The 25886-nt window shown below is 31.1% G+C and carries 24 protein-coding genes and 1 other RNA gene; 9 read left to right on the top strand and 16 right to left on the bottom strand.

Features of this window, described 5'->3' with window-relative positions; all coding sequences use genetic code 11:
* Window positions 1-89: 89 nt before the first annotated feature.
* Complete coding sequence (gene lpxK, locus VBY68_RS00505) at window positions 90-1121, top strand: tetraacyldisaccharide 4'-kinase (protein ID WP_415268527.1); 1032 nt, start codon at window positions 90-92, stop codon at window positions 1119-1121.
* Here the strand turns inward: lpxK and VBY68_RS00510 are convergent.
* From VBY68_RS00510 to VBY68_RS00530, 5 genes are all read right to left on the bottom strand, one after another.
* Window positions 1118-3103: a GTP-binding protein gene (locus tag VBY68_RS00510; RefSeq protein ID WP_415268528.1), complete on the bottom strand. Its 1986-nt coding sequence runs from the start codon at window positions 3101-3103 to the stop codon at window positions 1118-1120. The genes lpxK and VBY68_RS00510 overlap by 4 nt on opposite strands.
* A 246-nt stretch (window positions 3104-3349) precedes the next feature.
* Window positions 3350-3904, bottom strand: coding sequence for a hypothetical protein (locus VBY68_RS00515; protein WP_415268529.1), 555 nt, complete (start codon window positions 3902-3904; stop codon window positions 3350-3352).
* Between the two features lie 25 nt (window positions 3905-3929).
* Window positions 3930-5000, bottom strand: a complete 1071-nt coding sequence (locus VBY68_RS00520) for a mannose-1-phosphate guanylyltransferase (protein ID WP_415268530.1) — start codon at window positions 4998-5000, stop codon at window positions 3930-3932.
* Between the two features lie 7 nt (window positions 5001-5007).
* Window positions 5008-5607: a SprT-like domain-containing protein gene (locus VBY68_RS00525; RefSeq protein WP_125345307.1), complete on the bottom strand. Its 600-nt coding sequence runs from the start codon at window positions 5605-5607 to the stop codon at window positions 5008-5010.
* 15 nt (window positions 5608-5622) lie between these two features.
* Window positions 5623-6303, bottom strand: coding sequence for an SDR family NAD(P)-dependent oxidoreductase (locus tag VBY68_RS00530; RefSeq protein ID WP_028892934.1), 681 nt, complete (start codon window positions 6301-6303; stop codon window positions 5623-5625).
* Window positions 6304-6377: 74 nt separating this feature from the next.
* Here VBY68_RS00530 and VBY68_RS00535 point away from each other — a divergent pair, with 74 nt between their 5' ends.
* Window positions 6378-7661, top strand: coding sequence for a metal-dependent hydrolase family protein (locus VBY68_RS00535; RefSeq protein WP_415268531.1), 1284 nt, complete (start codon window positions 6378-6380; stop codon window positions 7659-7661).
* Between the two features lie 332 nt (window positions 7662-7993).
* On the opposite strand, the gene VBY68_RS00540 is transcribed toward VBY68_RS00535, so the two are convergent.
* Together VBY68_RS00540 and VBY68_RS00545 are read right to left on the bottom strand one after the other, a co-directional pair.
* A complete protein-coding gene (locus VBY68_RS00540; protein WP_415268532.1) occupies window positions 7994-9490 on the bottom strand; it encodes a hypothetical protein in 1497 nt (498 codons plus the stop codon).
* A 16-nt stretch (window positions 9491-9506) separates the two neighbouring features.
* Window positions 9507-10547 (bottom strand): glutaminyl-peptide cyclotransferase, encoded by a 1041-nt coding sequence (locus tag VBY68_RS00545; RefSeq protein WP_099213809.1) that lies wholly within the window; start codon window positions 10545-10547, stop codon window positions 9507-9509.
* 197 nt (window positions 10548-10744) lie between these two features.
* On the opposite strand from VBY68_RS00545, the gene VBY68_RS00550 reads away from it, so the two are divergent.
* From VBY68_RS00550 to VBY68_RS00560, 3 genes are all read left to right on the top strand, one after another.
* Entirely contained in the window at window positions 10745-10996 is a 252-nt protein-coding gene (locus tag VBY68_RS00550; RefSeq protein WP_047789607.1) for a type B 50S ribosomal protein L31, read from the top strand.
* A 92-nt stretch (window positions 10997-11088) separates the two neighbouring features.
* Window positions 11089-12621, top strand: a complete 1533-nt coding sequence (locus tag VBY68_RS00555) for an FMN-binding glutamate synthase family protein (protein WP_099213808.1) — start codon at window positions 11089-11091, stop codon at window positions 12619-12621.
* A 14-nt stretch (window positions 12622-12635) separates the two neighbouring features.
* On the top strand, window positions 12636-13733 hold the full coding sequence (locus tag VBY68_RS00560; protein WP_415268533.1) for a methyltransferase: 1098 nt from the start codon (window positions 12636-12638) through the stop codon (window positions 13731-13733).
* Between the two features lie 42 nt (window positions 13734-13775).
* On the opposite strand, the gene VBY68_RS00565 is transcribed toward VBY68_RS00560, so the two are convergent.
* The 6 genes from VBY68_RS00565 to VBY68_RS00590 form a co-directional block, all read right to left on the bottom strand.
* Entirely contained in the window at window positions 13776-14399 is a 624-nt protein-coding gene (locus VBY68_RS00565) for an outer membrane beta-barrel protein (RefSeq protein WP_099276244.1), read from the bottom strand.
* A gap of 54 nt (window positions 14400-14453) precedes the next feature.
* Window positions 14454-15623: a histidine decarboxylase gene (locus VBY68_RS00570; protein WP_099213805.1), complete on the bottom strand. Its 1170-nt coding sequence runs from the start codon at window positions 15621-15623 to the stop codon at window positions 14454-14456.
* Window positions 15624-15860: 237 nt separating this feature from the next.
* Window positions 15861-16898, bottom strand: a complete 1038-nt coding sequence (locus tag VBY68_RS00575) for a M28 family metallopeptidase (RefSeq protein WP_415268534.1) — start codon at window positions 16896-16898, stop codon at window positions 15861-15863.
* Window positions 16899-16963: 65 nt separating this feature from the next.
* A complete protein-coding gene (locus tag VBY68_RS00580) occupies window positions 16964-17761 on the bottom strand; it encodes an ABC transporter ATP-binding protein (RefSeq protein WP_415268695.1) in 798 nt (265 codons plus the stop codon).
* A gap of 24 nt (window positions 17762-17785) precedes the next feature.
* Entirely contained in the window at window positions 17786-18817 is a 1032-nt protein-coding gene (locus VBY68_RS00585) for a FecCD family ABC transporter permease (protein ID WP_415268535.1), read from the bottom strand.
* A complete protein-coding gene (locus tag VBY68_RS00590; RefSeq protein ID WP_121147547.1) occupies window positions 18818-19396 on the bottom strand; it encodes a non-canonical purine NTP diphosphatase in 579 nt (192 codons plus the stop codon).
* 177 nt (window positions 19397-19573) lie between these two features.
* Here VBY68_RS00590 and VBY68_RS00595 point away from each other — a divergent pair, with 177 nt between their 5' ends.
* Complete coding sequence (locus tag VBY68_RS00595) at window positions 19574-20359, top strand: helix-turn-helix domain-containing protein (RefSeq protein ID WP_415268536.1); 786 nt, start codon at window positions 19574-19576, stop codon at window positions 20357-20359.
* 81 nt (window positions 20360-20440) lie between these two features.
* On the opposite strand, the gene VBY68_RS00600 is transcribed toward VBY68_RS00595, so the two are convergent.
* Genes VBY68_RS00600 through VBY68_RS00610 form a run of 3 tightly spaced genes read right to left on the bottom strand, consistent with a single transcriptional unit; the run spans window position 20441 to window position 24959 of the window.
* Window positions 20441-20809 (bottom strand): DUF2200 domain-containing protein, encoded by a 369-nt coding sequence (locus tag VBY68_RS00600; RefSeq protein WP_415268537.1) that lies wholly within the window; start codon window positions 20807-20809, stop codon window positions 20441-20443.
* Window position 20810: 1 nt separating this feature from the next.
* Entirely contained in the window at window positions 20811-23255 is a 2445-nt protein-coding gene (locus tag VBY68_RS00605) for a carboxypeptidase-like regulatory domain-containing protein (protein WP_415268538.1), read from the bottom strand.
* Between the two features lie 6 nt (window positions 23256-23261).
* Window positions 23262-24959, bottom strand: a complete 1698-nt coding sequence (locus VBY68_RS00610; RefSeq protein WP_415268539.1) for a M23 family metallopeptidase — start codon at window positions 24957-24959, stop codon at window positions 23262-23264.
* Between the two features lie 220 nt (window positions 24960-25179).
* Between VBY68_RS00610 and VBY68_RS00615 the strand changes: the two genes are divergently transcribed.
* The 3 genes from VBY68_RS00615 (at window position 25180) to ssrS (ending at window position 25868) form a co-directional block, all read left to right on the top strand.
* Entirely contained in the window at window positions 25180-25398 is a 219-nt protein-coding gene (locus VBY68_RS00615; protein WP_415268540.1) for a hypothetical protein, read from the top strand.
* A 15-nt stretch (window positions 25399-25413) separates the two neighbouring features.
* Complete coding sequence (locus tag VBY68_RS00620; protein WP_099213796.1) at window positions 25414-25701, top strand: cell division protein ZapA; 288 nt, start codon at window positions 25414-25416, stop codon at window positions 25699-25701.
* Between the two features lie 58 nt (window positions 25702-25759).
* A non-coding RNA gene (ssrS, locus tag VBY68_RS00625) (6S RNA) lies at window positions 25760-25868 on the top strand.
* The last annotated feature ends 18 nt before the right edge of the window (window positions 25869-25886 follow it).

A 25886-nucleotide genomic window follows, 5' to 3' on the forward strand; every position in this document is an offset into this window, starting at 1 on the left:
CAAAATATTACTATAGCAAAGTTACAAAGTAGAAAAATGAAAATAAAAGTATCCTGTACATTAATGCTTAAATTATTACTTTTGGTGTAATGAAGCTACTTCGATTTTTATTATTTCCGTTTGCTGTTTTGTACGATGCTATTACGAGAATTCGTAATTGGTTTTTTAATCTAGGTGTTTTAAAATCAACTTCTTTTGATATCCCAGTGATTGCTGTTGGAAATTTAAGTGTTGGTGGAACGGGAAAATCTCCGCAGATTGAATATTTGATACGTTTATTGAAGGATAATTATAAAATAGCGGTGTTAAGTCGTGGTTATAAACGTAAAACAGAAGGGTTTCAACTGGTAAACGATACACACACAGCTGAAGATGTTGGAGATGAACCGCTGCAGTTTTATAAGAAATTTAAAAATGATATTACGGTGGCTGTGGATGCTGATAGAACAAATGGAATTCAGCAGTTATTACAGACTCATAACCCACCAGAAGTAGTATTGTTGGATGATGCTTATCAGCACAGAAAAGTAACTGCAAGTAGTTATATTTTACTGACTAAATATAATGACTTATATGTTGACGATTTTGTGTTGCCAACAGGGAATTTACGTGAAAGTAGGAGAGGAGCTAAACGAGCGAGTGTGATTGTGGTTACTAAATGTCCTGAGAATTTATCGAAGGCAGAGCAAGAAAAGATAGTACGAAAACTCAATCCGAAGTCGTATCAAAAAGTGTTCTTTACAACGATTGCTTACGATGAAAATTTAAAAGGAACAGAAGAACTAGCAATTTCAGACTTGAAAGATAAAGAAGTCTTGTTAGTAACGGGAATTGCGAACCCCAAACCATTATTGAACTTTTTAAAGGAAAAGGAAGTAAGTTTTAAACACCTAAATTTCCCAGACCATCACAATTTTACTCAGCAAGACATTTCAACTATTAAGAAGAGTTTTGATGAGTTACCATCTGAACAAAAAATCATTTTAACTACTGAAAAGGATTATATGCGATTGGAGGGGAAGATTGATCAACTAAATTATATTTCTATAAAAAGTGATTTTCTAAACGAAGAGAAAGTTTTTAATTCTTTGGTTTTAGAAGAAATAAAAAAGAAGAATTAAATTACTCGTTCGTCAGCTTTATAAGCGCCACGACGGTGCAATATCCATTGGGCTTCGTCTAATGGGTTCACTCCTTTAAAATCTCTGGATTTACCTTCTCCTTCAGGACATGTGTCATAGCCATGAAAAACCATTCGCAAACGTATACGACCACTACAAAGTGTATTTAATTTAATGCTTAGGTCTAAAGAAGTAGCTACTGGAATTGTTCCTGTAAGATGCATCATTTCATTTTGAAAAGTAGGAGAGTTGATTGTTGCTCTTCTAGTTGTAAGTTCAGAAATAATTTTACTTAAAAACTCTTCATTGGTTTTTATTTCAAAGCGAACTAAGGGTTCTAACAAATGAGTTCCACCAGCTTGTAAACCTTTCATGATTCCCATTGGAGTAGCTAAATTAAAATCACCAGGTCTAGAGTGTACATTGTGGTCTTCTCCTTTAATCAATGTTATTTTTATATCAGTAACTTCCCAACCTAATAATCCTTGTTCTAAAGCTTTTGGAATCGTTCTAGCTATTTCGTTTTGATATTTATTATGAATATCATTTTTAGATACAACAGATTGATAACTAACACCAGAGTTTAAGGGAGCAGGTTCAATTAAAAAAGTCATAATAGCCCAACAAGGTTTAGGCATCCAATAGCGAACATAACCTTCTGCTGCTTTGCTTATGGTTTCTTTGTATACAATTTGAGGTTCGGTAAAACGAACAGGGATTGAAAACCGTTCTAGTAATGCGTGGGTTAGTACTTCAATTTGCATATCTCCCATTAGCAATAATAAGAGTTCCTTTTCAGGTTTATGCCATTTGAATTGAAGAGTAGGATCTTCTTTGTCGATGATCTGCAACGCTTGTGCTAAGGCATTATAATCTTTATCATTGTCAGGTAACACTTGAACACTTAAAACAGGCATGTTTAATTCGGGTAATTTTGGAATTCCTTCGGGATTACCCAAAATATCTCCAGTTTTTGTATCAACGACACCTGTAATAATTCCAATATCACCTTTTTTAATAGTTGCGTCAATATGTTTGGTATGATGAAAAACTTTTGATTGGTTTATTTTAGTTTCTAAGGCTTGGGTGTGGTTGTAAATAACCGATTTAGAGGATAACTCACCAGAAAATACTTTTACATATGCCATAACACCATGAACTTTATGGTGCTCTATTTTATAAACATAAGCAGAAGCCTCTTGTGAAGTGTTATTTTTGTTGGGTTTGATAAAATTTGTCAATCCATCAAGTAGTTCTTTTACACCAATATTGTTTTTAGCAATTCCTGTAAATACTGGGGAAATTAAAGCTTTAGAAGTGTTTTTTATAATAGTTTTTATGTAAGTTTCATCAGTAATGGTATTGCCATTTAAGTATTGTTCAAACAAGTCTTCATCAGTTTCAATTAATTCTTCTACAAGAGCTTCTTTTTGTTCTTTGGTAACTGAATTGTTATTAAAAACAGGACTGATGGATGTAGTGTCTAACCCTTCATTATGAGCAGTATAAATGGATACAGTTTTAAATTGAAGTTCATTTTTTATTTGCTCTAAAACACTTTCGGTATCTGCACCTTGTCGGTCAATTTTATTGATAAAAATTATCGTAGGAATTTTTAGCTTTTGTAAAGCATCTGTAATGGTTAGGGTATGTGCTTGCACGCCTTCAACAGCCGAAATAACTAAAACAACTGCATCTACAACACATAAAGTTCTTGCAACTTCACTCGAAAAATCTACGTGCCCGGGAGTATCAATTAAGTTAACTTTGGTGTTATTCCAAACAAAAGAAGTGGTTGCTGCTTTTATGGAAATTCCACGTTCTTTTTCTAGTGCTAAACTGTCAGTAACAGTAGAACCTTTATCTACACTTCCTATATTTCTTATGGCTCCTGTATGATATAGTAAATGTTCTGTCAAGGTAGTTTTACCAGCATCAACATGTGCTAAAATACCTATGTTAAGAATGTTGGAATATTCCATTAATCAATAATATGTGTTTAATTAAAATAGAAGAGGATAGTCTATAGAAAAAGGCAAAGATAAAATATTCGAGCATATGGTTTTGAACTTCAATATAACAAGTCAGAACGAAATATGTAGTGCCTAAAGGTATAATTGCAATTAATTTTATAAAAGCAATAAGAATACCGTTAACATAATTTCAATCCATTTCTACAGTATTTATTTTTGAATGTAATAAACGTTTAAGAAATAAATTAAAACGTCTTATTCTTTTGAAGATAGTTTTATTAAATCGATTATTATTTTTTCGTTTCGCTTACTTTCTCCGTTATTCAAAACTAAGAGGTTTTTATCAGATAAATTAAATATAGATTTCACAAAATATTGATTGTTTTTTAGTCCAATATAAATTCTATTACCCGTATTAGGGGAAATAATAAGATTTCTAGTTGCTCCAAGAGTTTCTAAACTTTCTTTTGTTTTAATTATGAAATGATTGTTAGATTTCTCTAATAATTCCCAATCATGGTTCGAAGCAATGATATTTTCAATTTTATTTATAAGTTCTCTTTTATTAAAAGGGAAATCATGGATTTTTACAGTTAAATTGAGGTAAAAGAAATAAAAAGAGACTAATGTAAATGTAAGAAAAGCAAGGCTTATTTTTTCTAAAGTATTAAAATCATCAAAAGAATACTTTGTAAAACCATTTGTAAAACATACTATCGTAAGGACTAACAAAATTAGAGAGAGTCTATAGTATCTAAGTTTATCTGAAAAGGATAGTTTTATTTTATTATGTTCGATTATTTCTTTCAAAGTTTTTGGTTAAAATGATTTACATTTATTCTTCACCAAAAGTATCTTTAGCTTCTGTTCGTAGTTGCTTAATATTTTGTTCTTCTTTACGCGGACAAATAACCAAGACATCGTCTTTTTCTACAATAATAAAATCTTGCAACCCTTGAATTACTATTTTTTTTCCATTTTTAGTACTAACCATATTTCCGTTAGCATCTTTAAAAATAGTATTAGCTCCGACTGTTGTATTCTGATGATTGTCTTTACTTAATTTATTGTATAAAGATCCCCAAGTACCTAGATCGTCCCAACCAAAATTTACAGGGAGTACATGTACTTTTTCTGAACGTTCCATAATTCCGAAGTCAATAGAAATGTTTTCACATTTTTCGTAGTTATTCTTAATAAAATCGTTTTCAGAATTGGTGTTGTAAACATTATTTCCAGTATCTAAAATGTTAACCATTTCAGGAAGATGTTTTTTGAAGGAATTTAAAATACTTGAAACAGACCAAACAAAAATACCTGCATTCCATAGATAATCACCACTTGCTAAAAACTGCGTAGCTTTTTCTAGGTTAGGTTTTTCGGTAAATGTTTTTACCTTTTTTATCTCAGAAGCATTTTCTTCAAACTGGATATAGCCATAACCTGTATTTGGATGATTTGGTTGTATTCCTAGAGTCATTAAGATATCTTCTGTAGTGCAAGCGTTAAAAGAAGTTTCAATATTCTTAATAAATTCTGTTTCGTTTTCTATCCAATGATCCGATGGAGCAACTAACATCACTGCATTTTTATTTTGCTGATGAATTTTTAAAGCAGCATATAAAATACAAGGAGCAGTATTACGCATTGCAGGTTCAAGTAATAGCTGTTTGTTGTTAATTTCAGGAAGTTGTTCTAATACTAATTCTTCGTAACGTTTATTAGTGGCAATTAAAATATTTTCTGCTGGAATTAATTGATTAATTCTGTTGAAGGTTTTTTGTAACAAAGACTCTCCAGTTCCTAATAAATCATGAAATTGCTTAGGGTACTTTTCAGTACTTACAGGCCAAAGGCGAGAACCTACGCCACCCGCCATAATTACTGCGTAATAATTAGTGTTCATACAAGTATTATTTGTTTAAAGCTACTAGTTTCACTTCTGCATTTTGGTTGAATAAATATACACGCTTGTTTTCTAAATTTAAACATTCATAGCGTGTTCTTCGTTTATCACCTCTTTTGTATAGTTTTTCCTTGAATTGAAAAACGCTTCCATTAGGTATTTCAAAGATAAAGTTCTTTCCGTCTTCTGATTTTCCACCTCGCAATGCCAGTGATAAATTTACATCAGCATCGGTACTGGCTTTTGGGTTTTTTAAGTAGTTGGCTAAATATGGTAGAATGTTTTTTGGATAAATTTCGGGTTGTAAAAAAGGGAGCATTAAATGTTGAAATACTGTTTTCCATTCTTTACCGTGGGGTTGTACTCTTCCAAATTTTTGATACGTTACATGGTGTGCAATTTCATGAATTAGTGTTAGTAAAAACTGATACGGATTCAAATTATTGTTGACCGTAATTTGCATGTGTCCATTTGGTAAGCGACGAAAATCACCGTGTTTAGTTTGACGTTCACTTACTATTTTCAAATTGATTTTATGCTCAATAATTAAATATTCAACTAACGGAATTGCTTCTTCAGGAATGTATTTAATCAATGTCTTTTTCAAATGTAATACTTGAATTTAAGGGGTAGAACTAGAAACTTGTAAAACTTTACCGTTGTAATACTTATTACCTGTTAAAGCAAAATCAAAAATGTAGTTAGCCATTTCTTTAGCCGATAATGGAGCTTCATAACCAGGGAAAGCTTCCTCCAGCATTTCTGTTTGTACAGCACCTAAGGCTAAGACGTTAAAAGCTATTTGTTGTTCTTTATATTCTTCGGCTAGTAATTCAGATAAAGTAATTACTGCACCTTTGGCAGAGCTGTAGGCAGCTAATCCTGGGAACTTCATACTTCCTTGAATTCCACCCATGCTACTTACAGTTATTACATGACTTCCTTTTTGCATAAACGGTAAAAGGTTTCTAGTTAATTCAGCAACTGCAAAAACATTTACTCTATATACCTCTTCAAAATCTTGTGTTGTTAATTGTTCAAAAGGTTTATTAATCAATTTTCCTGCGTTATTGATGAGAATATCTACCTTTTTCCATTCGGTAGTAACAAAACTAACCGCTTTTTCTATATCTATTTCGTTAGATAAATCAACAGAAATAGTTGTGATGTTTGAATGATTTATTTGCTCTAAAGGTTTTGTATTTCTAGATAAAGCTAATACTTGATGTCCTTGATTAGCAAACTGCTGTGCTAATTCAAAACCAATACCTCTACTGGTTCCTGTAATAACAACGTTCTTCATGTAACTGTTAAAATTTAAAAAGGCAAGCTACATAAAAATCACTACATTTATTGCTTAATCATTCTTAAATTATCATGAAAAAAAGATTTTTTTTAGTACTGTTTTTAACGATGTCGATTGTTTCATTTGCTCAGAATACCTATATATTCTGCGGAAAGTTAATTGATACAGAAAAAGGTAAAATAAATAAAGAGCAAACCATTGTAGTAAATGGAAATAAAATTATTGATGTATTAAAAGGATATGTGAGTCCTGAAAATTCAGAGGATGTTGTTATAGACTTAAAAGATAAGGTAGTAATGCCAGGGTTAATTGATATGCACGTGCATATTGAAAGTGAACATAGTCCGAAATCAAGGTTGGAAAAATATATTTTGAATGAAGCTGATAGAGCGTATAATTCTGTAAGGTTTGCAGAAACAACCTTATTAAATGGTTTTACGACAGTAAGAGACTTGGGAGGAACTGGAGTGAATATATCATTAGCAAAAGCAATTAAAGCTGGAAAAATAACTGGTCCACGAGTGTTTACAGCTGGGAAATCTTTAGCTACTACAGGTGGGCATGCTGATCCAACAAACGGTAGTAGTAGAGAATTAATAGGTAATCCAGGTCCGAAAGAAGGGGTTGTGAATTCGATTGAAGATGCTAAAAAAGCAGTACGTCAACGTTATAAAAATGGAGCTGACTGTATAAAAATTACAGCAACAGGAGGCGTGTTAAGTGTGGCTAAAAGTGGCGATAATCCACAATTTAATATTGATGAAATAAAAGCGATTTGTGAAACTGCAAAAGATTACGGGATGCACGTGGCAGCTCATGCTCATGGAGACGAAGGAATGCAGCGAGCTATTATTGGAGGTGTAAAAACTATAGAGCATGGAACCTATATGAGTGATATTACCATGGAGTTGATGAAAAAACATGATGCATATTTAGTACCAACTATTACAGCAGGAAAAGAGGTTGAAGAGAAAGCAAAAGTAAAAGGATTTTACCCAGAAATTGTAGTGCCTAAAGCATTGGCTGTTGGTCCGCAAATACAAGGAACTTTTAGTAGAGCTTACAAAAGAGGAGTAAAAATAGCTTTTGGTACTGATGCTGGAGTATTTAAACACGGTAAGAATGGAAAAGAATTTGGATATATGGTAGAAGCAGGAATGCCAGCTATGGAAACCATTCAATCTGCTACAGTAACTAATGCAGCATTGTTAGATATGAAAAATGAGTTAGGTCAGGTTAAAAAAGGTTTTTTTGCAGATATCGTCGCAGTAGATGAAGACCCTACTCAAAACATCCATACGATGGAAAACGTGGTTTTTGTAATGAAAAATGGAGAAGTATATAAAATGAAATAATTAGCGGAAGAAAGCCTTAATTATAAGTAGCAAAAAAGGAATACTTAAGTATTCCTCTTTTACCCTGTATAGATTCCTCAATCTATTAGTATTGCCCCCCGACAAATATTTTTATATATATTATTTTTCTTCTAAAAAAAAGAGCTATTCATTGCAGTTAAGAAGAATAGCTCTCAACTAACCAAACTAATTAATCTATTTATTTTATTACTATGAATGAAACAAATACACTACAAATATATATTTACTTAGTAGTGTACTTTATTATAATTCGACGAATGGATTGTTTTAATCGTTAAATGGAAGTGTTTTTGTAGATAAACCTTATTAGCTTAAAATTCAGTGTGTTGATAAGCGCCAATATCTGGCATAGAGTTTCGAGGAGTACCTAAAATATCTTCAGAAACAGTGGAAGGTTTTGCTTTATTAATAGCACCACTATTTTTACCAATGATAAATTCATTTTTAGTAACATCTTTGAAGTTAGGTTCTCCGTTTAAAATGTTGTTTTGATAATGTGAAGTGTCATCAAAATTTAATTCATTATTATCTACAAATGAATTATTAAAATCATCAAATTTGATTAAGCAATTTTCAACCATGTAGTTAAAAGTTGTTCCATCAATTTTATCAAGTATAAACTCTATATTGTTATTTCCTTCAATAATGCAGTTTGTAAAATTAGCGCTAACTAAATCATTAACTTCAGTAACTTCTTGGTTACTATCATTGATATAAGTGATATGGTTATTTACTAAAACTGAAGGTAACTGACGGATACTATTATTCCAAAAATTAGCAAAAGTGGCATGGGTAAAATTATACTTTCCTCCAAAAGTACAAGCTAATGCAGATTGTCCTGCACTACCTATTACTAAGTTCTCTCCTTCAATATGAGTATTTCTACCTAAAACACCATAATTTGAGCTGTTATATATCTCAGTGTTTTTTATAGTTAGCGTAGGAGAGGAAGTATTTTGTCCGTCAACAAGAAGTCCAACAGTTCCATTTTTAATTTGAGTATGATTTAGTTCGTTGTTATAACTACCTTCACGTATCCAAATAGCTCCCCATTGTCCTGGAATTTCACTAAACTGATGTTCTAGTCGGTCACCTTCAAAAACAATTTTTTCATCTAAAGTTCCATTGGTTTTTAAGCTAGCGCCTTTATCAATAATTAATCCAGAATTGTTGTGAAAGTGAATTTTAGCTCCTGCCTCAATTGTTAATGTTTTATTAGAAGGTACTGCTGCATAACCGTAAATAACATAGGGCTTTTCATTGCTAAAAGTGAGTTCTTCATCAGTTAAAAAGCGACCTTGAATCTCAGTTTCTTTACCATCAATAGTTAATGTCTCAATACCCGAACTGTTTTTAGTAGGAAAAATAAAATGAGCGTCTTGTACTAAAGTAACTAAATCTACATCTTGTTGATTTTCTCCATTATCAAACAATATTTTATCAGTATATAAAGGATCGGTAACGGTGTTAACATCAATAGTAGTTTCTATAAATACATAGATACTATCATTTGCTAAAATATCGATGTTATTAAAGTTATCACCAGCTAAACCATCTACATTTAATCGGTAATTTGAAGTACTTCCATTCTCTAGTTTAATCTCTGGAATAGTAATGGTTTTGTTACTCTTATTATATACTTTTAAGTTATAGGTTGCAGAGCCTATATTACTAAAAATAGTATCTAGAAATACTGTGTCTTTTGAAAATTGTAGCTTCCCATAACTAGGTACTGTAGTGAAGTCTTTTCTACAAGACATTACAATAATAGATAAAATAAGCGCTAGTATGGGAAGGGTATTTTTCATGATTTTAGGTAGTAGATTATTGTTTGATTAATTCTATTTCAAATAATTTTCCCCAATGTTTTCCTGTAACAAATAAACGGTTGTTTTCAGCATCATAAGCAATTCCGTTTAATACATCATCTTGAGGTTCTAAAGTTTGATCTTTAGCAACAATATCTCTTAACCCATTTAAGTTAGCTACACCTTCAACAACACCTGTTTCTGGATTGATAATAACTATTGAGTTTTGTTGCCATTTATTTGCGTAAATTTTTCCGTTGATAAGTTCAATTTCATTTAAATTATCAACAGGGTATTTGTTAGTGTATACTTGTACACTTCTTTTTTCTTCTTGGGTGTTTGCATCTAAAAACCAAACCTTGTTACTACCATCTGTTTTAATAAGTTCAGAACCGTTGTGCGTTAAACCCCATCCTTGATTACTATTTGTATAGTTAAAGCTACCAAGTTGTTTAAATGTTTCAAAATCGTAGATAAATCCTTTTCGAGCATGCCATGTTAACCAATAAATTTTATTGTTAAAAATGGTCATTCCTTCACCAAAGTACTTTTCATCCAAATCAGTTTTTTGTAAAACTTTTCCAGTTTCTAATTCAACTTTTCTTAAAGTAGATTCACCATTACGACCTGTACTTTCATACAAATAACCGTTTTTGTATTCTAACCCTTGAGTGTATGCTCCTTTATCGTGCGGATAAATATTTGCAATTTTATAAGAATATACAGCAGGAGCTTCTTTGGCTAATACCTCAATAGAGTTGTTTAGCTTTTTTGATTTGTTAGGGTAAAAAGCTAAAGCAGTAACAGCATGTTTTCCTACACCAAAATCAGCAGTGTTAATAGTAACACTTGTTTCGTTAGTATTTACACGCTTGTTGTTTACATAAAGTTGTACAGAATCTATCTGTTCACCCTTTAATTGTTCAAACTTAATAGCAGCTTTTTTACCTAGGGTAGTTTTTTTAGTAGTGTCTAGTTTAAATTTGTAATTAGTTTCGCTACAAGAAGTTATAAGTAAAGTAGTTAATCCTAAAGTTAAAAGTTTATAAAAACGCATATATAAAATGTTATTTTCTGTAGTTTATAAAGATGTTGTACAAATTAAAGCAAATTATTTGTTTGCAAATTAAAAAAAAGGGTTAAATTTGCACCCTCAAATAGCCATTGCAGGTTTTTGATATATGAAACAACTATAAAGCTTTACCAACTTTATAATTTTTTCAACAAAAATAAAAGATTTTAAATTTACAAGAGATGAAAAAAGGTATACATCCAGAAAATTATAGAATGGTAGCATTTAAAGACATGTCTAACGGAGATGTTTTTTTAACACGTTCAACTGCTAACACAAAAGAAACTTTAGAAGTAGAAGGAGTTGAGTATCCATTAATCAAATTAGAAATTTCAAGAACTTCACATCCTTTCTACACTGGTAAGTCTAAGTTAGTAGATACTGCAGGGCGTATTGATAAGTTCAAAAATAAATACGCGAAATTCAAAAAGTAATTTTAAGTATTTTAAATATAAAAGAAAGCTCTGGCTATATGTCAGAGCTTTTTTTATGCTAAAATTGTATTTTTGCCAGAAAAACAAAAGAGATGAGAGATACCATTTTATCTGTTATTATTGTAATTAATATATTATGTGGTGTGTTGGTTTATTTCATGCCAGATATGGGAAATTATATTTTGTTAACTGTTGCTTCTGCGGTAACATTATTAGCAATATATGATGCCTTTATTCAAAAAAAACACTCACTAATGCGTGCTTTTCCTGTAATTGCTCGTTTGCGTTGGGTATTTGAAGAAGAACGAGAAAAAATTCAGCAATATTTTATTGAAGATGATTTAAGCGGGAAACCTATTAACCGTGAGAAAAGAAGTATTGTTTATCAGCGATCGAAAAAAGAAATAGAAACAGTTCCTTTCGGTACACAACACAATGTATATGCAAAAGGATATGAGTTTGTAAAACATTCGTTGTTTCCTAAAGATCATCATCATATTAATGGTGAAAGAGTACTTATAGGTTCAGATAAGTGTACACAAAAATATAATTCTTCTATAATCAATATTTCAGCTATGTCTTTTGGTTCGTTGAGTAAAAATGCAATAATGGCATTGAATCAAGGGGCAAAAATGGGAGGCTTCGCACATAATACAGGTGAAGGAGGTATTTCTCCTTATCATTTGCAAGGTGGAGATTTAATTTTTCAGGTTGGTACAGGGTATTTTGGAGCGGGAAAAAGTGTAAACGGAAAACGTACTTTTGATGCTGAGGTTTTTAAGAAGAATGCAAACAGAGAAGAGGTGAAGATGGTTGAAATAAAGCTTTCACAAGGAGCTAAACCAGGTCATGGTGGAATTCTTCCTGCAAAAAAGAATACAAAAGAAATTGCTGAAATTCGTTCTGTAGAGCCTTTTACAAGAGTAGATTCACCACCGGCACATGATGCATTTTCAAATTTTGATGAAATGGTTGCGTTCATTCAACAAGTAAGAGATCTATCTGGAGGGAAGCCAATAGGAATTAAATTTTGTGTTGGAGACAATGATGAAATTGAAGCGATGATTAAAGCTTTTGCAGATGCTAATAATTATCCTGATTATATAGCTGTTGATGGAGGAGAAGGAGGTACAGGCTCAGCTCCTTTAGAGTTTTCAAACTACATTGGTACACCGTTGCTAGAAGGATTGTCTTTTGTGAATAAGATGTTGAAAAAATACGGACTAAAAGATCAAATAAAAATTATTGCAAGTGGAAAAGCTATTGATGCTTTTGATGTGATTAAATACTTAGCCTTAGGAGCTGATGCAATTGGAATGGCTCGTAGTTTTATGTTAAGTTTAGGATGTATTCAGGCACGTGAATGTAACTTAGATACCTGTCCTGTAGGTGTTGCAACACAAGAAAAAGATTTGGTTAAGGCGTTAGTGGTAAAGTATAAAAATATGCGTGTAAAGAATTACCATAACAAAACAATTAGTGCAATTAAAGAAATGGTTGCAGCTATGGGTAAAGAGTCAATAGAAGATGTGGAGCCAAAACATATTTTTAGAAGAAATAGAGCAGGGGAAATAACTTCGTTAGATGAGATCTACTACGCTAAAGAAAAGACTTTAGTAAATTAAACGTAGGATATTAATTGGATACTACAGTAAAAATACATTCAAAAACATATCAATTAGAGCGTTATCCCAAGACTTCCGACAAAAGTTTACGAGCTTGGAGTAGTGCTGAATTATTAGTATTAGATTATATAGCTGAAAAGAATATAGAGCACTTACACCTTTTTAATGATCGTTTTGGGGTGTGGAATTGTGCTTTACAGAATAAAAAAGTAACTACTGTTTGGACGTATGCTAGTCAGCAAAAAGCAATTTGTAAAAATTTGAAATTGAATAATTTTTCTACGGAAGTTGATTTTAAAACTCCAATTGATGATTTGCAGCACGTAGAAGTGGCCTTGATTAAAATTCCTAAGTCTTTAGAGTTATTTGAGTTATTTTTACAACAAATCCATAAAGCTTCACAAGAAAAAACTGAGGTTATTTGTGGGTTTATGACTAAGTATTTTTCTCCTTCTTACATAAAGGTTGCTGAACAATATTTTGAAGAAGTTACTCAGTCAAAAGCTTGGAAAAAAGCACGTTTGTTAATTTTAAAAGCACCTAAAAAAGAATTTCAAAAGAAAAATCTAATTAATACTATTCAGAGGGAAGACAAAACTTTACAGCAATATTATGGTGTGTTTTCCTCTGGAAGTGTAGATATAGGAACGCAATTTTTTTTAGAAAATTTAGAAGTTAAAACAGAGGAGTTAAAAGTGTTAGATGTAGCTTCTGGTAATGGAGTTATAGCTTATGAAGTTACCGAGCAAAATCCACAAGCAGAAGTAACTTTGTTAGATGATTTTAATTTAGCTATTGAGTCATCTAAAATTAACTTAGAAGGAAAAAAAGCAGAATTTTTATGCGATGATACCCTAGAGGAGTTAAAAGAAAATTCTTTTGACTTAGTAGTATCGAACCCACCTTTTCACTTTGAACATGAGAATAATATTGAGATAGCACTAAATCTTTTTAAAGGAATAGAAAATTGTTTGAAAAACAACGGAAGGTTTTTGTTAGTTGCTAATTCACATTTGAATTATAGTACGCACCTAACAAAACTTTTTACTTCGGTAAGTGTGTTACAACAAAATAAAAAGTTTCAAATAATAGAATGTATAAAAAAACGCTAAGAATTTTCTTAGCGTTTTTTGTTTGATTTGTAAAGTTTAATACTACCAATAATATGATAAACCGAACATTAAATCAGTTGAGTTTATATTAAACTGAAATGAATCAGATTCTCTGTCAGGAAAACTACTTTCATCTTGGTCTGTTTTAGAATAACCTAAGCTACCTATATTAGCTTCTAAAGCGATGTTTTTATTTAAAAAATAAGTAAGTCCAGGTCTTATCCCTACAAAATATTGGTTGGTGCTTCTTTCGTATGGAGTAGAATTAATATTGCTTGAATAATCAGCATAACTATAACTAAATTCTCCTTGTAACGAAATAGTTAATTTCTTTCCAAGTGGAAAGTGTTTTTTAACATAAGGAAAGATTTGGTAGGAATTACCTTTTCCAATTTGACTCCCTGATTCACTTTTTGAATATCCATATCCTACACCTAAACCTATAATTAAGTTGTCGTTAATAGTGTATCCTACCTTAGGAGAGAAGTTAAAGTTAAAATATTTAGAAGTTTCAGGAGAACCTTCAAATTCATTACTATTATGTCCTATAGAAAAATTTGCACTAGTATACCATGTACCTTTTTCAATAGTTAATTTTTCTTTTTTTTCTTGCCCATAAGCAAATGACAATGCAAGTAGCATTGTACTTAATAATAATTTCTTCATAATTAAATTTTCTTTTAAAGCAATCAAAAGTACTTGTCTTAGATTAATAAAAGGTTAGCTTAATGAAAAATCATAGGAAAATTCCTCTTCAATAATCTGTTCTGTACAATTTTTTAAATCGTTTACAAATTCATCAATTTGAGTCTTTGTTACGTTAGGCATACAAATAACATGAGAAATGTTCCCTTCAGTAGCTAACTGCCATTTATCTTTAATACTTTGTGGAGTTTTTGGTAATACCACAGTAATTGCATTAGGATTTCTCCAAGCATTTACTCCAATTTTTTGTAACTCAGCTTCGCAATATTCAGCTACAGCTAAACTATGTTGGTAACGTTGCTGTAAACCCTCAACACCTAATTGCTTTAAGGCATACCATAAGAATAAAGGAGAATGTCCGTTACGAGAGCCTGTAATAGTAGTATCAAAAGAACCGATGTACGAAATTCCTTTAGCAATTCTGTCTCTGTTCGATCGCTTTGCCATTAATACCCCAGTCGGTATTGGTGAACCGATAAATTTATGTCCGCTGATAGAAATACTGTCAGCCCCATCCATAAAATCAAAAGGAAGACGGGGTTGCATAAAGGGTCCAAATGATCCTGCTAAAGCAGCATCGCAGTGAATATAATGATCTTGAATAGCTAGGTTATGTAAGATGCCTTTAATTTTACCTATGTCGTCTTTAGCTTCTTTCATAGTAGTACCAAAAGTTGCTAATACTATTACAGGTTTATGACGATTCATACGAACAGTATTTTCAAAATCTTCATAATCCATTTCACCATTTTCTTGCGATTTAATTACAATACTTGGAATATTTAATAAATGGATGTTTTTACGTACACTGTAATGAGTAGATTCAGAATAATATACCATAGCTTTTGGAAACAGCTCACGAGCTATATATAAACCATATAGGTTACTTTCTGAACCACCATTGGTTACATATCCCCAAAAATCTTTTGGGTTAGCTCTAAATAGTTTTGCAAAAAAGGCAATAACCTCACGTTCCATTTCATGGGTTCGTACACGATAAGTACCTTGTTCAAAAGGATCACCAAGGTTGTTAATTGGATATTGAAAAAACTTATTTAATTCTGAATAATCAAAATCTTTTGATACAGGATACCCTAAAAAAGTATCACGAGCAGAAGCTAATTCTTCTTGTAACTTATCTAGTTTTTGTTGATTTTCTAATGATAATTTCCCTTCGTTAACCATAGTATTAAAATTTAAGCGGGCAAATGTAAACGAAGCAATGTTATTTATCAGTTAAAAAACTAATCTTTGGATTATTTTTCTAATTTAAAATATTTTATAGATAAATAATCTATTTAAGGTTGGTTATGGTAAGAAAAGGGGATATATTTTAGGAATGGTATTTAAGTTAAAAGTAAATAAAAAGCCCATCTAATTTAGATGAGCTTTTAAACTTTATAATTTAAATTTGATTAGACCTTATTTTGCGGCTTTATCAACCACAACACGATTCTCACGATTCGCAACTTCCCAAGCAGTATGGAAAACCAAACGGGCTCTATTTTCTAACATTTCGTAATTGATTTTGTCAGGAGTATCAGTTGGTCGGTGATAGTCGGCATGTGTTCCATTAAAATAAAAAATAATAGGAATGTTGTGCTTAGCAAAATTATAATGGTCAGAACGATAATAAAAACGGTTAGGGTCGTTATCGTCGTTGTATTTATAATCTAAATCGATGTTTGTATATTTTTTATTCATCGCTTCAGAGATATTGTGTAATTCAGTACTTAATTTATCAGAACCAATTAAGTATACGTAATTTGGATTTCCTTTATGACGGTCGTCAACTCTACCAATCATATCAATATTTAAATCAGCAACAGTATTAGCTAATGGGAAAATAGGGTTTTCTGTATAATATTTAGATCCTAATAAGCCTTTTTCTTCACCAGTAACATGTAAGAATAAAATAGAACGCTTAGGGCCTTTTCCAGCATCAGCAGCTTGTTTAAAAGCTTCAGCAATTTCTAAAATGGCTACAGTTCCTGATCCGTCATCATCTGCACCATTGTATATTTCTGCATTTTTAACTCCTTCGTGGTCTAAGTGAGCAGAAATAACCACTATTTCATCTGGTTTTTCTGTTCCTTTGATAAAAGCAACAACATTTTCAGAATCTTTTAAAGTCATTCCTCTACGGTTGTTACTTAAGTATTCAGAAGGTACTTCTTGAAAGTAATCATTTCCTCCTAAAGGAGATGCTATTCCTTGACTAACATAAAAATCTTTTAAATACTTTACCGCTTTCTTTTGTCCAGGTTCACCAGTGTTTCTTCCTTCAAATTCATCAGAAGCATAGATAAATAGATGTTTTCCTAAATCTTTTGCAGTAATGGTTTTTGCATATTTTGCAGCTTGGTCTGTGGTTACATCATTATCTGTATTTGCAGTCTCTTTGCTTGAACCACATGCTACCAGTGCAACTGCACTAGCCATATAAAGTAATTTTCTCATCAATAATTAAGGTTTGTTTAGTTTGATTAGCTTCAAAAGTAACAAAATGTTACAATCGTCCAAATTTAATTTTTCTTGATAACGAATTGTTCTAATGTTTTGTTAAAACTTATTAATTCTTTAGGAAAAAGTTCATCAAAAGCATTTTTAGCAATTAATTCTTGTGAGGTACCAGTATATAATTGTTTTTCAGAAAGTAATATGAATTCATCAGCTAGTTGAATTGCTATATTTACTTCGTGAGTGGAAATAATAATAGTTTTTCCTGTGTTTTCTACAAGCTTTTTTAATAAAGAAAATACTTTAAATGTGTGATGTATATCTAGATGTGCTGTAGGTTCATCTAAAATAATGATTTCGGTATCTTGAGCTAAAGCACGGGCAATAAGTACACGTTGTAATTGACCATCGCTTAATTCATAAAATCGTTTGTCTTTTAAATGTGTAATTTCTGTTTGTTCAATTGCCCAGAGAATTTTCTTTAAGTGGTCTTGTGTGAGTTTGTCAATCCAGTTGGTGTAGGGTTGACGTCCTAAAGCAACTAATTCAAAAACAGTTAACTGACTTAAAGGTAAACGTTCGGTTAATACTAAACTCAGCGTGGTAGATAATTCTTGATTAGTGTAAGATAAAAGTTCTTTTTGTTTGATTTTTACAACACCTTTTAAGGGTTTTTGAACTTTAGAAATAGTACGAAGCAAGGTTGATTTTCCAATCCCGTTTTTACCTAACAAAGCAACAAACTTCCCTTTTTCAATAGTTAAATCAATATTTGAAGCAATGAGAGTTTCTTGCTTTTTTGATTTGTAACCTATTGAAAGGTTTTCTGTTTGTAAGACAATATGTTTTTGTTGTTGCTTGATGTTTAACTGTTTATGTTTTTAGTTTTATACGTATATTTTCTTCTTCCTAATTAATAACCATATAACTACAGGTGCCCCAAATAATGATGTTATTGCGTTAATAGGTAAGGTAAACTCGCTTGTAGGTAACTGCGCTATACTGTCGCAAATTAACAGAATAATTGCTCCAATTAAAGCAACTGCGGGTAATAATATTTTATGGTTTGAAGTAGAGAAAATCATTTTAGCAATATGTGGAACAGCTAGTCCAACAAAAGCAATAGGACCTGAAAAAGCAGTAATTACCCCTGTAAGAATACTTGTGATTAGTAAAATAATATTTCTACTTTTTTTGATGTTGATTCCTAAGCTTTTTGCATAGTTTTCACCCAATAAAAAGCTGTTTAAAGGTTTAATAACTGAAAATGTTCCAAGAATTCCTACCAGGTAAATAATTCCAAAAACTGAAAGTTCTGTCCAAGTTAAATTCCCCAAGCTTCCAAAGCTCCAAAATAAATATTGTTGTATTTGTTCAGCTTCACTAAAAAAAGCTAAAACACTAATAACTGCTGATGTTAAAGAGCCAAACATTAATCCAATAATTAAAATAGACATCGTATTACGAACTCTATTTGCAGCTATAATAACAGCTGATAATACTAAAAAAGATCCTGCGCTAGCAGCAATGGCTAATGCCCAGTTAGAGTATATAGCTACAAGAAAGAATCCTCCAAAAACACTAGAGCCTAAAATGAGCAATGCTACACCAAGGCTTGCACCAGAAGATATTCCTAACACAAAAGGACCAGCAAGCGGATTTCTAAATAATGTTTGCATTAACAATCCACTTATAGCTAAACCTGATCCTACTAAAATAGCAGTAATAGCTTTTGGTAATCGGTAATTTATGATAATGGTTTCCCAACTATCTTTTGCTACAGGATTACCAAATAAGGAATTGAAAATTTCTTTTAGAGGAATTGATACGGAACCAAAACTAATGTTTAGTAGTAAAAAAACTATCAGTAAAACCGATAAAAGTAAGAAGTGAACTGTATATGTTTTTGATAAATTCAATTAGCTAATTGATTTTAAAAAAGCTACTAATTGTTGAATAGCTAATCCTCTATGACTTATTTTGTTTTTTTCTTCTGAAGTCATTTCTGCAAATGATTTGTTGTATCCTTCAGGCTGAAAAATAGGATCATATCCAAAACCTTTTTCACCTTGTTTAGATGTTAAAATAGTTCCTTTACAAACTCCATCAAATAAAAATTGTTTTTCGTCTAAATTTAAACAAATAGAAGTCCTAAACTGAGCATTTCTATTGGTTTTATGATTTAATTCTGTTAATAGTTTTTGCATGTTGTTTTCTGCATTAGCAGGTTCACCTGCATAGCGAGCTGAATAAACACCTGGTTCTCCGTTTATAGCTTCAACTTCTAAACCTGTATCATCAGCAAAACAATTGTATCCAAACTTTTCGGTAATGTAATTTGCTTTAATTTTAGCATTTCCTTCTAAAGTTGTTGCAGTTTCTTCAATATCATCAAGACAGTTGATATCTTTTAAAGAAAGTAACTCAATAGAGCTAGGTAGCATTTTTTGTACTTCAGCAAGTTTATTTAGATTATTGGTAGCAAAAACTAGTTTCATGTGTTGAAAATTAACAAAAGCAAATGTATTCAATTTTTATCATCTTTGCTGGTGTTTTTATTTTTTATAAAAAATGAATTCGTCTTGAAAGCATTGTAAATAAAGAGATGTCGTGTAAAAGTCGGGTTAAAAACCATTAAATAGTTTTATCAAATTTAGAATCAAAAGTAATATTGTATGAGAAATAAAAATTTACTTACCATGAAACAACCAGATTTAGGAAAAAAGATTCTTGAATTAAGAAAACAAAAAGGATTAACTCAAGAAGAGCTTGTTGAAAAATGTAATATTAATGTTCGTACAATACAACGTATAGAGGCAGGGGAAACTATGCCAAGAAGTTTTACGATTAAAACTATATTAGAAGCATTGGATGCAACTATTAATTTAGAAGAATTTACAAACGAGGTTGTACTTACAAATCAAGATAAAAAGAAATTAAACTTAGCTTGGATTTTTGGAGTTATTTATTTTGTTTTTGGTTTTGTTGAAACTATTGCTGATGTATATCAGTTTACAAAGGATGAATCAATTTTTAATGGATTGCTATATACTAGTATTAAAGTAATTTCTTCTATGGCTTTTGTATTATTCTTTATGGGGTTTTTAAGAATAGCTAAAATTTATGCTCATAAATTATTAGAGATAATAGTTTATGTCTTTATGATAGCTTATGTACTATTTGAGTTCTATGATATATTTTTAATAAACTTTAGTGAAGAGGTTGTTGGAGTATCTCTTATAGTAGAGCTACTTGTTTTTGGAGTCGTTCAAATAATTTTTGGTATTGGCTTATTACAGTTAAAGAGTAGGTTAGGAACTTTAGTACAAGTATGTGGTGTTTTAGAAATAATAACAGGAGTTTTATTGTCTACTACAGTTTTGGCTAGCTTAGGATTGTTCTTGTTAATACCTACTATAATAATTGAAATTATAGTAATTTATAAGATAGCAAGGAAATAAGTGAGGTTAAATAGTTTTAGAGACTTAAAAAGTCTCTAAAACTTATAAAATATAATTTCTAGATTTTTAAATAGATTAGAACTAAGTATGGTTAGCGTAAATTTTTTCCATTTTACGACCTTTAGCCAATTCATCTACAAGCTTGTCTAAATAACGAACTTGCTTTGTTAAGGGAGTTTCGATTTCTTCTATTCGATAACCACAAATAACTCCTGTAATTAAATGAGCGTTTGAATTTAAGTTGGCTTCCTTGAAGAAGGTTTCAAAAGTTACTTTTTGATCAATTAATTTGTTTAACATCTCGTTATCAAAACCAGTTAACCATTCAATTACTTGGTGTAACTCTTCTTTAGTTCTACCTTTTTTCTCAACTTTCGTAACATAGTGTGGATAAACAGAAGCAAAAGTCATGTTAGCAATTCTTTCGTCGTGCTTTGGTGTTGTTTTCATATTAAAACTGCATTCCTAGTTTAAAGTTCAGGACTCTACCTGTCATATAATTAGGAATACCATATTGATTTTTACTGTATGCATCACGTACCCACGTGTTTGTGTTGGAATTACGAATGTCAAAAATGTTAAAAAGTTCTAAACCAGCAGTAAGCTCTTTAAAACTTCTTAAGAAGCCTGTTTTATGTTGTTTGTTTGCATCTGCAAAAACATAAGAAATTCCTACATCAGCACGTTTATAATCGTTTAAACGGTTTTGAAATTGATATACATCTGAATAAGCAGGAGCTCCACCTGGCAAACCTGTATTGTAAACTAAGTTTAAGTAGGCCTTTAAATCAGGTAAGTTAGGTACATAATCTTGAAATAGTACTCCAAACTTTAAACGTTGATCGGTTGGTCTAGCTATGTAACCTCTATTGTTAATATTTTCTTCAGTTTTTAAATATCCAAAGCTTACCCAACTATCGTTACCCGGAACAAACTCACCATTTAAGCGAACATCTAAACCATAAGCATAGGCATCAGTAACATTGTCTGCGCGATAACGAATACGGACATTATCTACAGAGTAAGCATTTACATCAGATAAGTCTTTATAATAAAGTTCAGTAACTAATTTAAAAGGACGTTCCCATAAGTTGAAACTATATTCATTCCCAGCAACTAAGTGAATTGATTTTTGTGCTTTTACTTCGGGATGTACTTGTCCGTCATAATCACGTAATTCTTTATAAAAAGGAGGTTGTGAATACCATCCACCAGATATTCTAAATAGCATATCGCTCTCCCAATCAGGTTTTATAGCAAATTGCGCTCTAGGACTAAAGATTGTTTGAGAATAATTATTAGTAGAAACTGTTTTTATAGACCAATAATGAGAACGAACTCCAATATTCATCCAAACTTGGTGATCGTTCCACATTGCTTTTCTACTAAATTGTAAAAAACTAGTAATACGGTTAATGTCTGTTTCATTTTCTGCCCTCACATTTCTGTAAGGCTCAATAGGACCTGTAAAAGGTTCGTATGGTTGATTATTTGTGGTGTGGTGTGGTGGGCGAACAGAAAAACCTAAAGAGTCTATCACTTCCCATTCACGAATACGATCTTTAATATTTTCTTTTTGGTATTTGATACCGGCTTTCCATTCATTGTTACTGTCTTTTAAAGTAGCTTTTAGTTGAATGTTACTGATTAAAGCATCCAAGTCGTTACGTGCATGATTAATTTGTGAACCAATACCTTGAGAAAATTCAACTTCACCAAAATCTTCAGAACCAATATTACTATTTACTTCTCCTATTGCATAGGCAGCAGCAATATCAAAGTATTCTTCTTCTTGAGTATTAAAAGATGAGACTGTACCAGTAAGTTTTAGGTTATTGCTAACTTGATAATCAGCAGAAAAAGCTCCAAATAAGGTTTGAAAACGATCTTTTTCTTGTCCTTGATAAAAAACGATTAACTCTAGCGGATTCGTTAAAGTTCCAAATCGAGTTTTGCGAGTTAATGGTTTGTAATTATAGTTGTTAAGAGAAAAATTTCCTAAGAAATTTAATGTAAGTTTACTGGTTGCTTGGTAGCTTAAAAATGATTGAATATCTGTAAATTGAGGTCTAAAGTTTATTTCAGTTTGTTTACTGTTTACAAATAAGCTATTATCACGATAACGAACACCAACAATTGCACTTAGCTTATTGTTAGCAAAAGTATCTTCAATAGTAAAACTACCTCCTAACAAACTTAAATCTAGTTGAACACCAAAGTTGGTCGGCTTTCTATAGGTAATATCTAGTACAGAAGATAACTTATCACCGTATTTAGCTTGAAATCCACCCGCAGAAAAATTGATATTCTGAATCATATGAGGATTGGTAAAACTCAATCCTTCTTGTTGACCAGAACGAATTAAGAATGGGCGATATACTTCAATTCCGTTAACATATACCAAGTTTTCATCAAAGTTACCACCACGAACATTATACTGAGTACTTAATTCATTGTTGTTACTAACTCCAGGTAGTGTCATCAATATATTTTCAACACCAGCATTGGCGCCAAGTATGTTTTTTACTTTTTTAGTTTTTATTTTGGTAATTCCTTGGGCTTCTTTTTGTTGGTTTTTAACGATAACTTCTTCTAATTCTTCACTCTTAATTTTTAAAATAGGTGAGAAGTTAAAGTTTCTTTTTCCTCTGGAAGTGAATTTTTTTACTAAAGTTTTATAAGAAACATGTGTAAATGTAACGGTAACTGTTTTGCGGATAGGAATGGTAAATTGATACATTCCGTTAGCATCGGTAGTAGTTCCTTTTGATAAATAAGAAATCGCAACTCCTTCAATTGGTGTATTGAATTTATTGGTAATGATTCCTTTTACTGTAGCTGTTTTTTGTGCAAAAACTAGTGAAGGGAACAGTAATAAAAGAATAAATTTTTTCAAGCTTGTTTAGTTTACTTTTCTGAAAAATGTTGCTGAAACTGTTTCAGTATTACCCACATTATCAGAGACTACAAGTTTAAAAATATGTTTGCTACCTACCAACTTTTTATCATTAAAATCGTACGTAAGTATTCTTTTTTTATGGTTATACTCCATTAAAATCCATTCACCATCAATAGTAGCACGGTAATTTTTAATACCAGTTTCTTTATCTCCAATTTTAACTTTAAGTGTTTTATTTTTAGAAATCCACTGGTTATTGCTAAAATTATATAGTTGAATGGTCGGTTTTTCAGTGTCAAAACGTAAGGCATAACTACCTAAACGTTTAGTAGTGGTATATACTTTGTCTATTTTCTTTTTAGTAGATGTATATCTTGGGTATCTAGGATTTGTAACATTAGCAATGTATACATGTTGTTTTTGATCTTCTGTTAAAAATGAAGTTTCAAAAGTTAGTGTATAACGTTTGTCTAAAGGAATTATAGGTTCGTGAATTTTAGCAGTACCATTTTCAACCTTAAAGTCGATAAAACAATCTTCATAAAAGGTGTTTTTAGGAAAAGCGACAGTTACATTCTTTTGATGGAATTTATTAAATTCAGTTGCTATAATTTTGTAGTTAGTAGTGTCTTTTTGTTTAAAAACCAAATTACTTGTAGTTCCTCTAACAGGTATTCTTACTTTAGAGGTGTTGTGTTTAAAATCTTTGGCTATGATTTCAATATTGTAATTAGCTCCGTTTTCTATATGAATCTTTCCATTGTTTACTAAATTTTCATATAAACTAAGTCTGTTAGCTCTTACTTTATGTGTTCTTTGTACTCTGTTTCTATACTTTTTATAGTGCTTATAATCTATTAATAAGTTAATATATTTACTTTCAGCAAAAGAAAAGGTTTCAACATCATGATAATACACACGCTTGCCATTAACCTTCATTTCTAAACTATAAATTCCATTTTTATTCAATGCTCCATTTAATCGGTCAAATACACTAATACCAAAACCAATAGTACCACTAGCGGTAATTTTTTCAGCTACATAATTACCATTACCGTTGTTTTTAAAAGAAATAACAGATTCTAATGCAGAATTATTAATTCTTGCGTCGTCACTTAAAGGATATGCTATTAATTTTTGAACTGTTGGGTGTTTATCATCTTTAGCTGTTAAACCAAAATGCATTGGGTTAATAATATGTTCTGTTTCAGTATTTCTAATTTCATAATGTAGGTGAGGGCCTCCAGAACTACCAGTATCACCAGTGTAACCAATAAGTTGTCCTTTTTTTACAGGAAATTTATCTGATTTTAAGAAAAGATTTCCTGTACTATATTTTTCTTTTTTATACTGGATATTTTTTACGTATCGTTGAATATTTGGTTCAAATCGTTTTAAATGAGCATATACGGTAGTGTAACCATTAGGGTGTGTTATATACAATGCTTTTCCAAAACCATATTGCTGTACTTTTATACGAGAAACATATCCATCTGCAGGAGCATAAATAGGAATACCTTCTTTTCCTTGGGTTTTAATATCTACTCCAGAATGAAAGTGATTACTTCTCAATTCTCCAAAAGTACCAGCAAGTACTACTGGAATTTTTAAAGGATTTGAAAAATAATTTTGTGGATATTTGTTTTGGGCATTTCCACTAATACAAAAGACTAATAAAATAATAGAAAAATAAAATTTCAAAATGCAATAGTTTTAAAGCAAAACTAGTAAAATTCTAACAAAAACCTTAAAGGTTCAGAATCAGTGTTTTGGTAAAAAACAATAAAAGAGTTGCTAATTATAAGTTATATTAATAACTTTGTGAACATAGTTTTATTCTCAAAAATAAATGAGTAACCCTTTAAAAGCAATTCATTTACTGGAAGATAAGTTAAAGAACTTACTTTCGAACTATGAGTTTTTGAAAGAAGAAAATAAAGTTTTACTTCAAAATAACGCGGAGTTACAAGTTTTATTACAAGAAAAAGAGAGGCAATTAGAAAAACAGCAAAAACAATTTAATTTGCTTAAAGTTGCAAAAACTATTGAGGGCAGTAACGAAAATACAAGAGAAACAAAACTCAAAATAAATGCTTTAGTTCGAGAGATTGATAAATGTATTACTCTTTTGAACACATAATACAAAGTTCTTTGCATGGCAAAAATAAAAGTTAATGTGGTAATTGCTGGTAGAACGTATCCGTTAAGTGTAAATAGTACCGATGAAGAGGAAGGATTACGAAAGGCAGCGAAAAGTATTAATGAATTGATCGCCAAGTTTGAACAGAGTTATGCGGTAGCAGATAAGCAAGATGTTTTAGCAATGAGTGCTTTACAGTTTGCGTCAAAAGCAGAAATAGTATCGTTAAAAAATACTAAAGAAAAAGCCGAAGTATTGCAAAAGATAAATGAATTGACTAACTTGCTAGAAGATCATTTATAAAACGTTCTTTAAAATATATTATTTAATATACTGCCTACATTAGTACATTGTTTGTTAAACTCAACGTTATTCAATTATAAAGGATGAGTCGTGGTTAGTAAAGCAAGCCGATTTTACCTCGGATCCTTGATCAATCAGTTAATCCTAAACTTGTTATTTTGGAGTTTTTAAAACCCTATTAATGT

Origin of the sequence: Tenacibaculum ascidiaceicola (genome assembly GCF_047470925.1) — a bacterium.
Classification (GTDB): domain Bacteria; phylum Bacteroidota; class Bacteroidia; order Flavobacteriales; family Flavobacteriaceae; genus Polaribacter; species Polaribacter discolor.

Excerpts from the sequence above, each read along its gene's own strand:
- VBY68_RS00600 (WP_415268537.1), bottom strand. The coding sequence starts at position 20,809 with ATGAAAACAACACCAAAGCACGACGAAAGAATTGCTAACATGACTTTT.
- VBY68_RS00535 (WP_415268531.1), top strand. The coding sequence starts at position 6,378 with ATGAAAAAAAGATTTTTTTTAGTACTGTTTTTAACGATGTCGATTGTT.
- VBY68_RS00565 (WP_099276244.1), bottom strand. The coding sequence starts at position 14,399 with ATGAAGAAATTATTATTAAGTACAATGCTACTTGCATTGTCATTTGCT.
- VBY68_RS00510 (WP_415268528.1), bottom strand. The coding sequence starts at position 3,103 with ATGGAATATTCCAACATTCTTAACATAGGTATTTTAGCACATGTTGAT.
- VBY68_RS00530 (WP_028892934.1), bottom strand. The coding sequence starts at position 6,303 with ATGAAGAACGTTGTTATTACAGGAACCAGTAGAGGTATTGGTTTTGAA.
- VBY68_RS00595 (WP_415268536.1), top strand. The coding sequence starts at position 19,574 with ATGAGAAATAAAAATTTACTTACCATGAAACAACCAGATTTAGGAAAA.
- VBY68_RS00520 (WP_415268530.1), bottom strand. The coding sequence starts at position 5,000 with ATGAACACTAATTATTACGCAGTAATTATGGCGGGTGGCGTAGGTTCT.
- VBY68_RS00540 (WP_415268532.1), bottom strand. The coding sequence starts at position 9,490 with ATGAAAAATACCCTTCCCATACTAGCGCTTATTTTATCTATTATTGTA.
- VBY68_RS00590 (WP_121147547.1), bottom strand. The coding sequence starts at position 19,396 with ATGAAACTAGTTTTTGCTACCAATAATCTAAATAAACTTGCTGAAGTA.
- VBY68_RS00575 (WP_415268534.1), bottom strand. The coding sequence starts at position 16,898 with ATGAGAAAATTACTTTATATGGCTAGTGCAGTTGCACTGGTAGCATGT.
- VBY68_RS00555 (WP_099213808.1), top strand. The coding sequence starts at position 11,089 with ATGAGAGATACCATTTTATCTGTTATTATTGTAATTAATATATTATGT.
- VBY68_RS00620 (WP_099213796.1), top strand. The coding sequence starts at position 25,414 with ATGGCAAAAATAAAAGTTAATGTGGTAATTGCTGGTAGAACGTATCCG.
- VBY68_RS00550 (WP_047789607.1), top strand. The coding sequence starts at position 10,745 with ATGAAAAAAGGTATACATCCAGAAAATTATAGAATGGTAGCATTTAAA.
- VBY68_RS00545 (WP_099213809.1), bottom strand. The coding sequence starts at position 10,547 with ATGCGTTTTTATAAACTTTTAACTTTAGGATTAACTACTTTACTTATA.
- lpxK (WP_415268527.1), top strand. The coding sequence starts at position 90 with ATGAAGCTACTTCGATTTTTATTATTTCCGTTTGCTGTTTTGTACGAT.
- VBY68_RS00570 (WP_099213805.1), bottom strand. The coding sequence starts at position 15,623 with ATGGTTAACGAAGGGAAATTATCATTAGAAAATCAACAAAAACTAGAT.